12 protein-coding genes are annotated in these 13,591 nt (G+C 65.4%); 7 read left to right on the top strand and 5 right to left on the bottom strand.

The window, feature by feature from the left end; all coding sequences use genetic code 11:
• From D1012_RS18310 to D1012_RS18325, 4 genes are read right to left on the bottom strand one after another with little or no spacing between them, the layout of a single operon-like run.
• Positions 1-882: a phosphotransferase family protein gene (locus tag D1012_RS18310; protein ID WP_118155580.1), complete on the bottom strand. Its 882-nt coding sequence runs from the start codon at positions 880-882 to the stop codon at positions 1-3.
• Positions 879-2,876, bottom strand: coding sequence for an ABC transporter permease (locus D1012_RS18315; RefSeq protein ID WP_233517176.1), 1,998 nt, complete (start codon positions 2,874-2,876; stop codon positions 879-881). Before D1012_RS18315 ends, D1012_RS18310 begins: the two co-directional genes overlap by 4 nt.
• The gene (locus D1012_RS18320) at positions 2,873-3,889 is read right to left on the bottom strand and encodes a quaternary amine ABC transporter ATP-binding protein (protein ID WP_118155581.1); all 1,017 of its coding nucleotides are present in this window, start codon (positions 3,887-3,889) and stop codon (positions 2,873-2,875) included. Before D1012_RS18320 ends, D1012_RS18315 begins: the two co-directional genes overlap by 4 nt.
• Positions 3,890-3,899: 10 nt before the next feature.
• Positions 3,900-4,835, bottom strand: coding sequence for an ABC transporter substrate-binding protein (locus tag D1012_RS18325; RefSeq protein ID WP_118155582.1), 936 nt, complete (start codon positions 4,833-4,835; stop codon positions 3,900-3,902).
• Positions 4,836-5,077: 242 nt separating this feature from the next.
• On the opposite strand from D1012_RS18325, the gene D1012_RS18330 reads away from it, so the two are divergent.
• A complete protein-coding gene (locus D1012_RS18330) occupies positions 5,078-5,851 on the top strand; it encodes a DeoR/GlpR family DNA-binding transcription regulator (protein WP_118155583.1) in 774 nt (257 codons plus the stop codon).
• On the opposite strand, the gene D1012_RS18335 is transcribed toward D1012_RS18330, so the two are convergent.
• Positions 5,822-6,445, bottom strand: a complete 624-nt coding sequence (locus D1012_RS18335; protein ID WP_118155584.1) for a class I SAM-dependent DNA methyltransferase — start codon at positions 6,443-6,445, stop codon at positions 5,822-5,824. The two genes, D1012_RS18330 and D1012_RS18335, sit on opposite strands and share 30 nt — an antisense overlap.
• Before the next feature lie 68 nt (positions 6,446-6,513).
• On the opposite strand from D1012_RS18335, the gene D1012_RS18340 reads away from it, so the two are divergent.
• The 6 genes from D1012_RS18340 (at position 6,514) to D1012_RS18365 (ending at position 13,590) form a co-directional block, all read left to right on the top strand.
• Positions 6,514-7,413, top strand: coding sequence for a phosphotransferase family protein (locus D1012_RS18340; protein WP_118155585.1), 900 nt, complete (start codon positions 6,514-6,516; stop codon positions 7,411-7,413).
• A 119-nt stretch (positions 7,414-7,532) separates the two neighbouring features.
• Positions 7,533-8,804, top strand: coding sequence for an imelysin family protein (locus D1012_RS18345; protein ID WP_118155586.1), 1,272 nt, complete (start codon positions 7,533-7,535; stop codon positions 8,802-8,804).
• A 77-nt stretch (positions 8,805-8,881) separates the two neighbouring features.
• Positions 8,882-10,390 (top strand): di-heme oxidoreductase family protein, encoded by a 1,509-nt coding sequence (locus D1012_RS18350; RefSeq protein ID WP_118155587.1) that lies wholly within the window; start codon positions 8,882-8,884, stop codon positions 10,388-10,390.
• Positions 10,390-11,361 carry an imelysin family protein gene (locus tag D1012_RS18355; RefSeq protein ID WP_118155588.1) on the top strand — a complete coding sequence of 324 codons (972 nt, stop codon included), beginning with the start codon at positions 10,390-10,392 and terminating at the stop codon, positions 11,359-11,361. Before D1012_RS18350 ends, D1012_RS18355 begins: the two co-directional genes overlap by 1 nt.
• On the top strand, positions 11,361-12,419 hold the full coding sequence (locus D1012_RS18360; protein ID WP_118155589.1) for a DUF1513 domain-containing protein: 1,059 nt from the start codon (positions 11,361-11,363) through the stop codon (positions 12,417-12,419). The genes D1012_RS18355 and D1012_RS18360 overlap by 1 nt, the downstream gene beginning before the upstream one ends.
• Positions 12,420-12,534: 115 nt before the next feature.
• Positions 12,535-13,590 (top strand): ABC transporter ATP-binding protein, encoded by a 1,056-nt coding sequence (locus tag D1012_RS18365; RefSeq protein ID WP_199489561.1) that lies wholly within the window; start codon positions 12,535-12,537, stop codon positions 13,588-13,590.
• Position 13,591: the final 1 nt, after the last annotated feature.

Raw genomic sequence — 13,591 nt, forward strand, 5'->3', positions numbered from 1 at the left:
TCAAAGCGTCCCGTGTGTCTGGATGAACTGGTCGAGTGCTGCATCAAGGCGGCTCAGGTTTTCGCGCGCGTAATCGCGGTAATCTGAGCCGTGGGCAGCAAGGTGAATATCCGACACCATGGCCCACATCGCCTCACGCAAAAGGCTGGCGCATTGCATGGCGGCAAAGGCGCGCTGAAAACCGGCATCGGGGGTATGACCCAGATAACTGTGCAGCAGGGTGGCGGTTTCGTCAGGGGTCATGCCCGCATTCGACGACACCCCGGCAAGGTCAAACATCGCTGTGCCAAATCCCGCATATTCATAGTCGATCAGCCAAAGGCGCGTGCCGTCCTCCAGAATATTGGCGGGCAACAGGTCATGGTGGCCAAAGATGATCGGCAGTGCGATCTGTGCTGCCTCCAGCCGGTCAGACAGCGTCAGAAACCGCGGCAGTTCCGGCGCAAACGGACTGCCCCCCGCTGCAATCGTCCGGGCATAATCGCGGATCACATGGAACGGCCAGAAGATATAGGGCGTGCCGTGGATGTGCCGCGCCATGCCATCATGAAACCGGCGCAGCAGCATGCCGATCCGGTCGGGGGCGGCGCGCACATCATCCGCCGCCCATGTCCGCGAGGGGATGAACTGCACCACGCTGACACCGGGCGCGGCATATTCCACCGCCGGGCCAAAGCCTGCGGCATGGGCGGCGCGCGCGGTCGCCACTTCGCGCGCACGGTCCACATGATGAAACGGAAAGTCGCGGCCAAAGCGGGCAACATGCTGGCCCGTCGCATCGGTCACAAGCCAGCTTTCATTCGACAATCCCCCCTCCAGAAGCACCGCCGAAGGCGTGCCGGACCAGCAGGGCAATGCGGTGATCTGTGAGGGTGCGGTCATGCCTGTCCCCCCAGCCCCAACCGGGCGCGGGCATTGCGGGCCGCCGCAGACAGCAGCCGGTCGGCAATGATGGCGATAAAGGCAATCGCCAGCCCCGCCACCAACCCGTTGCCGGGGTTGGCCTTGGTCAGCGCGATATAGACATCCTGCCCCAGATCACGTGTGCCGACCAAAGCGGTGATCACCAGCATCGACAGCGCGAACATGATGGTCTGGTTCAGCCCCAGCAAGATCTCGGGCAGCGCCAACCGCAGGCGGATGCGGGTCAGGATCTGCCACGGCGTGCAGCCCATGGCGCGCCCCGCCTCGATCAGACGGGGGTCCACCGATTGCAGGCCCAGAACGGTGTAGCGAATGGCGGGCGCGATGGCATAGGCGACCACCGCGATCATCGCGGTGAAATCGCCGACCCGGAACAACATGACAATCGGCATCAGATACACAAAACTCGGCAGCGTCTGCGCGGTGTCGATCACAGCGCGCGTCACCGCCCACAGCCGGTCGCGCATGGCCACGGCGATGCCGACCGGCACCCCGATGGCCATGGCAATCAGGGTCGAGATGCCGCAGAGATAGACCGTGATCATCGCCTTTTCCCACTGCCCGGTCGCGGCAATCAGGAACGACAGGCCCGCCGTCAGCAGCGCCAGCCGCCACCCGCCCAAGCGCCAGCCCGCGACGCCCAGCAGCAGCACCACCGCCAGCCAGGGCAGCCCCAGCATGAACCGTTTCACCGGCACCAACAGCCAGACGAGGAAGAACGTCTTTACCGCCTCCAGCGTGTCGAAAAAGGTCACGTTGATCCATTGCACCGCCGACGCCCAGAACGGGCTGGTCGAAAGCCGGGCGGCATCGGGATAGGTCTGCACCGCCGGGATCAGCAGGCCGAAGACAAAGCCTGCTGCAATCATCGCCAGCGCCGCCGCCAGATACGGATGCCGCCGGATCACCCCGCCCGGCACCGCCGGAGCCGTGCCACGATGCGCCACCGCCTGACTGAAGCGGTCCAGCGCAATGGCCAGCGCCACGATCGCCAGTCCCGCCTCCAGTCCCGCGCCGAAATCGAGCCGGCGCAAGGCGTTCAGCACATCAAACCCCAGCCCCCCCGCGCCGATCATCGAGGCGATGATCACCATGTTCAGCGACAGCATGATCACCTGATTGACCCCCACCATCAACGGCTCGCGCGCCGAGGGGATCAGCACCCGCCACAGGGTCTGACGCGGGGTGCAGCCCACCATGCGGGCCAGATCATGCGCCTCGTCCGGCACCCGCGACAGCGCCAGCGTGGTGATCCGGGTCATCGGCGGTGTGGCATAGATCAGCGTGGCAATCACCGCCGCCGTCGGGCCAAAGCCGAACAGGATCAGGATCGGCACCAGATAGGCAAACACCGGCATGGTCTGCATCAGGTCCAGCAACGGGCGCAAAGCACGTTCGAACCACGGATGCCGCCACGCCAGAATGCCGAACACCAGCCCCCCCGCAACCCCCAAGGGCACCGCCACGAGGATCGAAGCCAGCGTGACCATGGCGCTGTGCCACTGGCCAAACACCGCGATAAAGCCAAAGCAGGCCGCCATCAGCAGCGCCAGCCGCAGGCCCCCGGCCCAATGCCCCAGCACAGCCACCATGCCGATGACCGCCACCCAAGACACCGGCGGCACATGCTGCACCATCACGCCGCCGGTCTGTTGCTGTACCCCGTTCGCCAGCAGCCCAAGCGCCAGCTGATACGGCTGATCGACCAAGGCCGCGATGGCCCGCGTCAGATCGGAAAACGCGACAGGGCCAAGGCTGGCATCCTTCACCAGCCAGGTGATCGCCGCCCCGATCCAGCGCGCAGCAGGGATCTGCCAGGCCTTCGGATAGTCAAAGGCCATTGGCAACAACGCCTGCCCCCAGACCCACAACGCCAGCGTCAGGGCCAGGGCCACAGCCCAAACCGCCCGGCCGCTCAACGGGTAGCCATGGGGCAACGCCAATGCCGTCATGCCTCACCCCCCAGCAACAGGCGGATGACATCCTCCCGTCGCACTGTGCCGATGGCGCGACCGTCTTCGGTCACGCCCACCTGTGCCGCGCCCGACAGAAACGACGGCCCGGCATCCGCCACGGTGGCTCGGGCGGGCAGGCGTGGCATGTCGCCCGGCACCGGGCCGGGGGTCATCAGCGAGGCCAGCCGCACCACCTTGGCCTTTGGCACCGCGCGGGTGAATTCGCGCACGTAATCGGTGGCCGGATTCAGCACCAGATCTTCGGGCGTGCCGATCTGCACCACCGCGCCATCCTTCATGATGGCGATGCGGTCGGCCAGCCGGATCGCTTCGTCAAAGTCATGGGTGATGAAGACAATGGTTTTGTGCAGCCGCGACTGCAGCCGCATGAACTCGCCCTGCAACTCGCGCCGGATCAGCGGGTCCAGCGCCGAAAACGGCTCGTCCAGAAACCACAGTTCCGGCTCTGCCGCGAGCGACCGCGCAATGCCCACGCGCTGCTGCTGGCCGCCCGACAGCTGCCGGGGATAAGACGCCTCGCGTCCGGTCAGCCCGACCAGCGTGATCATCTCCAGCGCCCGCGCCTCCCGCGCGGATTGGGCCATCCCCTGCACCTCCAGCGGAAACGCCACGTTGTCGAGCACGGTCATATGCGGCAGCAGCGCGAAATGCTGAAACACCATCCCCATCTTGTGCCGCCGGATCCGGGTCATCTCGGCCTCGGTCGCGGTCAGCAGGTTCTGGCCGTTGAACAGGATCTCGCCCGCCGTCGGCTCGATCAGCCGCGACAGGCAGCGTACCAGCGTCGATTTGCCAGACCCCGACAGCCCCATGATCACAAAGATCTCGCCCCGCCGCACCGACAGATCAACCGCCCGCACCGCAGGTATCAGCCCGAGTGCGGCCAGCCGCTCCGGGTCGTTGCGTGCCGCTGTCAGGTGGTCGGCGGCACGCGCGCCAAACACCTTCCAGACATTGCGACAGATCAGGGTATCGGGGCCGGTTGACATGGGGGCAAGGCTACTTGGCGATCCAACCGCTCCACGTCGGCTCATTGGCGGTGATCCAGTCGGCGACCACGGCCTCAACCGTCTTGCCGTTCAGATCAACCTCGGTGATCATCGCGCCCATCTGGTCGTTGTCGATGGAAAAGGCGGAAATCGCCTTGTGCGCGCCCGGCCATTTGTCCTTGACCCCCGACCAGCCGACTTTCCAGATATCGCCAAACGGCTTGCCGCAGTCATAGGCCGCGTCGGGGTTGCCGCCCCAGGCCGGGTCCGTATAGCAGGCGGCGTCATAGGTTGGAAATTCCACCCATTCCCCCTCATACTTGGCCGGAGCCCAGTGCGGGGCGTAGATCCACAACAAGACCGGAGCCTGCCGCTGATAAGCCGACTCCAGCTCGGCAAACAGCGCGGCATCGGTGCCGGCGTGGATCACCTCGAACGGCAGGTCCAGCGCCTCGATCCGCTCTTCGTCAAAGCCACCCCATGTCACCGGCCCGCCCAGATAGCGGCCTTTGGGGGCAGTTTCCGGGGTCGAAAACGCCTCTGCACAGGCGGGGTCTTTCAGGGCATTCCAGTCCGGCAGGCCGGGGCACTTTTCCTTCATATAGATCGGATACCACCACTCCTCCTTCGCCTGCATCCCGGTCGGGCCCAGCACCTCGACGCCGCCGGTGGCCGTGGCGGCATCCATCGCCTCGCGCCCGGTGGTTTCCCAGATTTCCATCGCCACATGCAGATCGCCGGTTTCCAGCCCGGCAAACTGGGCCAGATAGTCGGCCTGCACATATTCGACGTTGTAGCCACCCTTGCGCAGCACCTCGCCCATCAGCTGGGTGGTGATCAGCTGGCCGGTCCAGTCGTGCAGGGTCAATTTGATCGGGTCGGTTGAATCCTGCGCCATGGCGGTGGTGGCGCAGAGCATGGCGGCAAGGCTGAAGGTCAGGCGCATCGGTCACTCCCTGGTGTGGAACGGGGCCGCGTCGGGCGCGGCCTGTGGGTCTGGTTCCGGGCGCTTGGGGCGCGAAAGCGGGCCTGCGCCTTCTGATCGTCTCCCGATTACCGCGCGTCACATAGGCAGCTGTCAACGAAAACTTGGGAAATATGTGGTTTCGATGACCGTTTGTTTGTCTTGTGGCAAAGAAGCGGGCAAGATACTTGGTATCTTTACACGCCTCGACAGGACATCGCCCTATGCTGACCCCACGACACGGCGCGATTCTCAAGTTGCTGGAGGATCGCGGCCCGCTTTCGGTGACCGCCCTTGCCGACACGCTGGAGGTGTCCGCCGAGACCCTGCGGCGTGACGTGCGGGCGCTGGCCGATGCCGGGGCGGTGGTGCGGGTGCATGGCGCAGTCGGTCTGGCGGGCCAGATGGGCGAGGCGCCGTTTCACCGCCGCATGCGCGAAAATGCCGGACCAAAGCAGGCCATCGCGCGGGCGATGGCGGCGCAGATTGCCGATGGTGACTCGCTGATGCTGGACACCGGCACCACCACCAGCTTTCTCGCACGCGAACTGTTGGGCCATCGCCGCCTGACGGTGGTGACCAATTCATCCGACATCGCCCGCACGCTGGCCACGGTCAACGGCAACAGGGTGTTCATGGCAGGCGGCGAGTTGCGGGGCGATTCCGGGGCGTCGCTGGGCGCCTCGGCGCTGGAGTTCATCCGCGACTTTGCGGTTCAGCACGCGATCATCTCGGCGGGTGCTGTCGATGCCAGCGGCGTGATGGATTTCGACCTGCAAGAGGCGGAATTTGCCCGCGCCGTGCTGGCCTGTGGCGCGCGGCGGGTGGTGGTGACCGATGCCACGAAATTCGGACGGCGCGGCTTTATCCGCGTCTCGGGCTTTGATCTGGTGGATGAGATCGTCACCGACTCCGCCCCGCCGCCGGATGTGGCAGCGGCCCTCGCCCGCTCTGAGACGCGGGTGCAGCTAGCAGCGGCGGATCACAACGGCCAGTGACGGAATGGTGCCCGCCTCGCCGGGCATCGAGACGTAAGGCGCTGTGGTCTCCACCACGCGCACCCCCGCCATGCTGTGCAGGGCTGTGGCAAACCCATCCTCCCACAGCGTCGTTTTCACGGTCAGCACCAGCGGCCCGCCGCTGCGGGTGATGCGGATCAGCTCCGGCAGCGCCTCGGCCCCGACATGGCCGGTGGTGAACACGCCGGTCGAGATCACCGCCGCAAACGCCCCATCGGCAAAGGGCAGCGGCTGACCCAGCGCCAGCTGATGCAGCCGGGCATAGCTGCCCTTGGCGCGGGCGACGGCGAGCATCCCCGTCGACAGATCCAGCCCTTCGACCGGGGCAAAGCCCAGAATACCCAGCCAGTCGCCCAACAGCCCGGTCCCGCACCCGGCATCCAGCACCGGCCCCGCGCCGCGAGGGGCTTGGCGGGCGAGCAGGGCGCAGCCGATCGACGGGTGGCGATAGCCTGCCGCCGCCATCTCGGCATCATAGCTGGCCGCCCATGCGTCATAGGCCGCGGCCACCTGTTCCGGGGCTTGCGCCTCGTAGACCTTGCCCAGATGGCCGTCGTGATGACCCGTGCTCATGGTGGACTCTCCTGTCTTCCGGCGGCTAGCTTGGTCCAGACCGCAGGGCAAGGCAACGGGGGAACAGGATGCCGGATGACATCGCAGGCTTGATCGCGGAAATCCCGATGCTGGCCGGATGGAGCGGCCCGGCGCAGCGGCTGGGCGGGCTGACCAACCGGGTGTACCGCTTGGGCGAGGCGATCCTGCGGGTGCCGGGGGAGGGCACGGCAGATTACATCGACCGCACCGCCGAAGCCGTGGCGGCCGAGGCGGCAGCGCAGGCCGGGGTCAGCCCTGCCGTGCTGTATAACGATCCGGCCAGCGGCCTCATGGTCACTCGCTATGTCGCAGATACGGTCACGATGACGCCCAACGCCTTTCGTGCCCGCCCCGGCGCCCCCGCCCGTGCTGCGCTGGCCTTGCGGCAGTTGCACCAGTCGGGACAGGTCTTTGCCACCCGGTTCGAGCTGTTTGCCATGATCGACGACTATCTGCGCCTGCTGTCGGGGAAGGATGTGGCCCTGCCAGACGGCTACCATGCCGTGGTGCGCGAGGCCGAGGCGGTGCGCGCAGCCCTTGCCCGCACCCCGGTGCCGCTGGCGCCCTGCCATTGCGACCCCTTGTGCGAGAACTTTCTGGATACCGGGTCGCGGATGTGGATCGTCGATTGGGAATACGCCGGCATGAACGATCCGATGTGGGATCTGGGCGATCTGTCGGTCGAGGCGGGTTTTGACGAAGGCCAGGATGAGGCCCTGCTGGCCGCCTATTTCAATGGCCCCGCCCCACCACAGGACCAGGCGCGAATGGTGATCTACAAGGCGATGTGTGATCTGTTGTGGACCCTCTGGGGCCTGATTCAGCTGGCCAATCACAACCCCGCCGATGATTTTCAGGCCTATGCAGATGGCCGCTTTGCCCGCTGCCGGGCCTTGATGGCCACGCCCGGTTTTGCCCGCCATCTGGCCGTGTTGCAGGCATCCTGAGGGGGTGTGGACTAAAAGTTTACTCAAATTATAAACTTTACGGGAAGTGTTTTAGTCAGGTATATCCTCTGCATCAGCCCGCCGCGTCGACGGGGCAGCCCTGATCAAAGGATTTACAGATGAAACATATTCTTGCGGCCACAGCGCTGGGCACCGCCCTTGCCACCTCGTTCACAGCAACCTCTGCGCTTGCCGCCGACCCATCCGCCGTTGTGACGCATTATGCCGATCTGGCCGCTGCCAAATATGCCGACAGCCTGACAGCCGCCCAAAGCCTGCGCGCCGCCGTCGATGCGCTGATCGCCGCACCCTCGCCCGAGACTCTGGCCGCCGCGCGATCCGCCTGGATCGACGCCCGCGTGCCCTATCAGCAGACCGAAGTGTTCCGCTTTGGCAATGCGATTGTCGATGACTGGGAGGGCAAGGTGAACGCCTGGCCGCTGGATGAGGGCCTGATCGACTATGTTGATGCCGGTTCAGCGCAGAATGAGGAAAACAGCCTCGCCGTGCTCAACATCATCGCGACGCCGAAATTCACCCTCTCGGGCACCGAGATCGACGCGACCGCGATCACGCCAGCGCTGATTTCAGAAACCCTGCACGAGGCAGACGGGATCGAGGCCAATGTCGCCTCGGGCTATCACGCGATCGAATTCCTGCTCTGGGGGCAGGATCTGAACGGCACCGGCCCCGGCGCAGGCGACCGCCCCTATACCGATTTCGTGCAGGGCGATGCCTGCACCGGCGGCAATTGTGACCGCCGCGTTGCGTATCTGAAGGCCGCGACCGATCTGCTGATCTCGGACCTGGAATTCATGGCCGCCGCCTGGGCTGAGGGCGGAGAGGGGCGGGCAACCGTGACCGCCGATCCGCAGGCCGGTCTTCTGGCGATGCTGACCGGCATGGGCAGCCTGTCCTATGGCGAGCAGGCGGGCGAGCGGATGAAGCTGGGCCTGATGCTGAACGACCCCGAAGAAGAGCATGACTGCTTTTCCGACAACACCCACAACAGCCACTATTACGACGGTCTGGGCATCCGCAACGTCTACCTTGGCAGTTACACCCGGCTGGACGGCACCGAACTGACCGGCCCGTCACTGTCCGATCTGGTGGCGGCACAGGATGCGGCAGTCGATACCCAGCTCAAGGCCGAACTCGACGCCTCGGTTGCGGCTTTGATGGCAATCAAGCAAGCTGCCGAATCCGGTTTCGCCTATGACCAGATGCTTGAAGCTGGCAACAAAGAGGGCGAGGCGCTGATCATGGGTGCGGTTGATGCGTTGGTGACGCAAACCGCGTCGATTGAGCGGGCGGTCACGACGCTGGGGCTGACAGAGATTGATTTCGAAGGCTCGGACAGTCTCGACAACCCATCCGCCGTCTTTCAGTGAGACAGGGTGTCGCAGAGACAATAACTGATTGAAACAGTCGGATTATGAAGCGTAAAAGGGGACAAGAGGTATTGACCATGCTGCGCCCCCTTTTTCTGTTGTCGTTCCTTGCTGTCCCCTGCGCTGCCCAGACACTGGATGACCGCCATCTGCCGGTCATTCCCAGAACCGCCGAAGACGCGGCAAAGGTCGCCGCGATCCTGCGCCCGGTGCAGGATTTTTCACAACCAGAGGCGTTCGAGGCCAAGCCTGCGGGCGCGGCAACGGTGCGCGCGCGCGATACCGCTGATGCGTTCAGCCAGTTTTCCGGCAACATGCCCTTTGCGCATGAGATGGATTTCAAACTGGGCAATGCGCTGTTTCGCAAGACCTGGGTGGCCTCGCCAGCATCGACCCTCGCGTCGGACGGGCTGGGGCCGCTGTACAACGCCCGCGCCTGTCAGGACTGCCACCTGAAAGACGGTCGCGGCCATACCCCCGCCAACCCCGACGATGCGCGCGTGTCGATGTTCCTGCGCCTGTCGGTGCCCGGTGGGGTCACACCGGACGCGATCAGTGAATGGCTCGCCACCAGCCCCGACCCGGTCTATGGCGGCCAGTTGCAAGACTTCGCCGCCCCCGGTCACGCCGCCGAAGGCCGGATGGAGATTTCCTATACAGAGATCCCCGTCACGCTGGCCGATGGCAAAGTGGTGTCGCTGCGCGATCCGGCCTATGCCATTTCAAACGCCGGCTACGGACCATTGCACCCCGAGCTGATGATCTCGCCCCGCGTTGCGCCGCAGATGATCGGCCTTGGCCTGCTGGAGGCCATTCCCGCCGCCGACATCCTGTCCCGCGCCGACCCGGAGGATGCCGACGGGGATGGCATTTCGGGCCGCGCGCAGATTGTGATGTCGATTGAGCATGGCGTGCCGATGCTGGGGCGGTTTGGCCTCAAGGCGGGCAAGCCCACGGTGAAGGAACAATCCGCCGGGGCTTTTGCGGGCGATATGGGGCTGTCCAACCCGCTGCACCCGCAGCCCTTTGGCGATTGCACCCCCGGGCAACCGGCCTGTGTGACGGCGGTGCATGGTCAGGAACAGGGCATCCGTGACGGGCTGGAGGTTGACGCGCAAAGCCTCGATCTGGTGACGTTCTACGCGCAAAACCTTGGCGTGCCAGAGCGGCGTGGGGTCAGCGACCCGCAGGTGCTGCGCGGCAAGGAAATGTTTCACAACCTGCAATGCGCGGCCTGCCACACCCCCAAACATGTGACCCACCGGCTGAAAGGGCAACCCGAACAAAGCTTTCAACTGATCTGGCCCTACACTGACCTCTTGTTGCATGACATGGGCGAGGGGCTGGCCGACAACCGGCCCGAAGGCCGCGCCACCGGGCGCGAATGGAAAACCCCGCCGCTCTGGGGCATCGGTCTGACACAGGCGGTCAGCGGTCACACCGAATTCCTGCACGACGGCCGCGCCCGCAGCCTGCTGGAGGCGATCCTGTGGCATGGCGGCGAGGCACAGACCGCCCGCGATGGTGTGGCTGCCCTGCCCACCGCCGACCGCGATGCGCTGATCACCTTTCTGGAAAGCCTGTGATGGTCAAACATCTTGCCTTTGTGTTCGCCCTGCTGGCGGCCCCGGTTCATGCCGATGTGGCCGATGTCGTGGCAGACCATATCCTGCCCGGCTACGCAGCTTTTGCGCAGGCGACGGCAGATCTTGACCGGCAGGCCGCGGCGTCTTGCACCGCAGACACCCTGCGGCCGGCCTTTCAGACCGCTTTTGATGCCTGGATGGCGGTGCAGCACCTTCACCTTGGCCCGGTGGAAGAGGCGGGGCGTGGACTGGCGATTGCCTTCTGGCCCGACCCCAAGGGCCTTGGCCGCAAGGCGCAGCTTGGGCTGATGCAGGGCGATCCGGCAAAGCTGACGCCAGAGGCCTTTGCCGATCAGTCCGTCGCCGCGCGCGGCCTGACCGGGCTGGAGCGGCTGCTCTATCCGACCACCCCGTGGCCCGCCGATCCCTGCCCCCTGATCCGCGCCACGACGGCCGATCTGGCCCGGCTGGCGGATGAGGTGCAGGGCGGCTGGACCAGCGGCTTTGCCGATCAGCTGCTGACCGCTGGCGCGCAAGGCAACACCCGCTATCTGTCAAAAGCCGAGGCCCGGCAGGCGCTGTTCACCGTGCTGGTCACCGGGCTGGCGCAACTGCACGATCAGCGGCTGGGCCGCCCGATGGGCACATTTGACCGCCCGACGCCGGAACGCGCCGAGGCGCGCGCCTCGGGCCGCAGTCTGCGCAACGTGCTTTTGTCATTGCAGGCGCTTCGCGCGCTGGCCACCAGCCTGACAGAACCGGCACCGCAAACCCAGGCGGCGCTGGGCCATGCCATCGCTCTGGCGCAAAACCTTGATGATCCGGTGTTTGCCGGGATCGCCACCCCCACGGGGCGGCTCAAGGTCGAGGTGCTGCAGCAAGCAGTGGAACAGGCGCGGCAGGCGGCACTGGCCGAGATCGGCCCGGCGCTGGGTGTCGGCATTGGTTTCAATGCTCTGGACGGTGACTGATGGCCACCAGGCGCGCCTTTCTGTCCGGCCTTGCGGCGCTGGCGCTGCCAAAACCGGGTTGGGCCGCTGTCGGCAGCCCGCATTGTCTGGCGGCCGGCAAGACCGCAGAGCGCTATGTGCTGCATGGCCTGTCGGCTGACGGGCACAGCCTGTTTGCGATTGACCTGCCCGGTCGCGGCCACGCTGCCGCGGCACATCCCCACCGCCCGCTGGCTGTGGCCTTTGCCCGCCGCCCCGGCACCTTTGCGATTGTGCTCGATTGCATGACCGGCGCGGAACAGTACCAGCTGACCCCGCCCGCTGGCCGCCAGTTCAACGGCCACGGCGTGTTTTCCGCTGATGGCCGCGTGCTTTATACCTCTGAGGTGATCGCCGAAACTTCTCAAGGCCGCATCGGGATTTGGGAGGCCGAGGACTTTCAACGGGTCGGCGAATGGTCATCTGGTGGCATCGGGCCGCATGATCTGAAACGGCAGGCCGATGGCGGGCTGATCGTCGCCAATGGCGGCATCGCCACCGACCCTGCGGATCGCAGCAAGCTCAACATTGCCACGATGCGCCCCAACCTGACCCGCCTGTCGCCCGCAGGCGAGATCACGGCGCAGGCGGAACTGCCGCCCGCGCTGTGGCAGAACTCCATCCGCCACCTGGCACTTGCGCCGGATGGCACCGTCGCCTTTGCCATGCAATGGGAGGGCGATCCGGCAGAGCCGGTGCCGCTGCTGGGTCTGTGGCAGATCGGCACCCCGCCGCAGCTGTGCCCGCCACCGGAGGCCGAGGCGTTTCGCATGCAGGGCTATGCCGGGTCTGTTGCCATCAGCGGCTCTGGCCAGATCGCGCTGACCTCGCCGCGTGGCGGCGTCGTGATGATCCACGCGCAGAACGGGGCCCATCTGGCAACCCATGCCCGCGCCGATGTCTGTGGCGTCACGGCGCTTGGGTCTGGTTTTCTGCTCAGCGATGGGTCCGGCGCGCTGTGGTCTTTGGAGGATCAGCAGCTGAGTCCGCTGACTGTGGGCGATACCCACTGGGACAATCATATCGTGCCGCTGGCCTGATCGACTGCCTGATCTGTCAGCACATTTTAACAATACCGTCCCCCTGACAAAGGTTTTGCTTGCCCGATGGCAAAAGCCTCGCCCAATATGATCAAAATATATGGGAGCGAGTCACTTGACCCAAAAGGTGGCCATCACCGCGCAGAATGTCGTCAAAGCCTTTGGCCAGGGTGCCGCCGCCGTCCGCGCGCTGGATGATGTGTCGGTCGATATTGCAACGGGGGAATTCTTTACCCTGCTAGGCCCCTCTGGCTGTGGCAAAACCACGCTTTTGCGGCTGATCGCGGGGTTCGAGATGCCGACGGCAGGCAAGATCCTGATCGACGGCGCCGATGTGACCGAAATGCCGCCGAACCGCCGCCCGGTGAACACCGTGTTCCAGTCCTACGCGCTGTTCCCGCATCTGACCGTGGCCGAAAACATCGGCTTTGGCCTCAAAATGCAGGGCAGACCCAAGGCCGAGGTTGCGGCGACCACGACCGAGATGCTGGCCTTGGTCAAGCTGGACGCGATGGCCGACCGCAAAATCAGCCAGCTTTCCGGCGGGCAACAGCAGCGCGTGGCTTTGGCACGCGCGCTGGCCCCGCGGCCAAAGGTGCTGCTGCTGGACGAGCCGCTGTCGGCGCTGGACCTCAAGCTGCGCAAGAAAATGCAGGTCGAACTCAAACGCTTGCAGACCGAGACCGGCATCACCTTTGTCTTTGTCACCCATGATCAGGAAGAAGCCCTGACCATGAGCGACCGCATCGCGGTGATGAGCGCAGGCAAGATACAGCAGATTGGCGCGCCGCGCGAGATCTACACCCGCCCGGTCAACCGCTTTGTCGCCAGCTTTGTCGGTGAGACGAACTTTCTGCCGGTCACCGCCACGCCACAGGGCGCACGTCTGAGCACCGGCGATGTGATCGCCGCCGAGGGCGAGGGCAGCGTGCTGATCGTCCGGCCCGAACAGTTGCGCCTTGGCCCTGCCGGGGTTGGCGCGGGGCTGGCTGCCAAAGTGACCGGCGTGGTCTATTTCGGCACCGATATTCACGTGAACCTGTCGCTGGCCGATGGCACGGCCCTGACCGCACGGGTGCCCAGCCCGGTTGATGGCGGCGCGGATTTTGCCACCGGGCAGGATGTCGCCGTGACGTTCCAGCCGGGCGCCGCCCGCCTGATCCGGGAATAGC

The organism is Pseudotabrizicola alkalilacus, from assembly GCF_003443995.1.
GTDB classification, from domain to species: Bacteria; Pseudomonadota; Alphaproteobacteria; order Rhodobacterales; family Rhodobacteraceae; genus Pseudotabrizicola; species Pseudotabrizicola alkalilacus.

Bases quoted from the DNA above. Each gene is read 5' to 3' on its own strand.
- D1012_RS18310 (WP_118155580.1), bottom strand. From the start codon at position 882: ATGACCGCACCCTCACAGATCACCGCATTGCCCTGCTGGTCCGGCACG.
- D1012_RS18360 (WP_118155589.1), top strand. From the start codon at position 11,361: ATGGCCACCAGGCGCGCCTTTCTGTCCGGCCTTGCGGCGCTGGCGCTG.
- D1012_RS18330 (WP_118155583.1), top strand. From the start codon at position 5,078: ATGCTGACCCCACGACACGGCGCGATTCTCAAGTTGCTGGAGGATCGC.
- D1012_RS18335 (WP_118155584.1), bottom strand. From the start codon at position 6,445: ATGAGCACGGGTCATCACGACGGCCATCTGGGCAAGGTCTACGAGGCG.
- D1012_RS18340 (WP_118155585.1), top strand. From the start codon at position 6,514: ATGCCGGATGACATCGCAGGCTTGATCGCGGAAATCCCGATGCTGGCC.
- D1012_RS18320 (WP_118155581.1), bottom strand. From the start codon at position 3,889: ATGTCAACCGGCCCCGATACCCTGATCTGTCGCAATGTCTGGAAGGTG.
- D1012_RS18345 (WP_118155586.1), top strand. From the start codon at position 7,533: ATGAAACATATTCTTGCGGCCACAGCGCTGGGCACCGCCCTTGCCACC.
- D1012_RS18325 (WP_118155582.1), bottom strand. From the start codon at position 4,835: ATGCGCCTGACCTTCAGCCTTGCCGCCATGCTCTGCGCCACCACCGCC.
- D1012_RS18315 (WP_233517176.1), bottom strand. From the start codon at position 2,876: ATGACGGCATTGGCGTTGCCCCATGGCTACCCGTTGAGCGGCCGGGCG.
- D1012_RS18350 (WP_118155587.1), top strand. From the start codon at position 8,882: ATGCTGCGCCCCCTTTTTCTGTTGTCGTTCCTTGCTGTCCCCTGCGCT.
- D1012_RS18355 (WP_118155588.1), top strand. From the start codon at position 10,390: ATGGTCAAACATCTTGCCTTTGTGTTCGCCCTGCTGGCGGCCCCGGTT.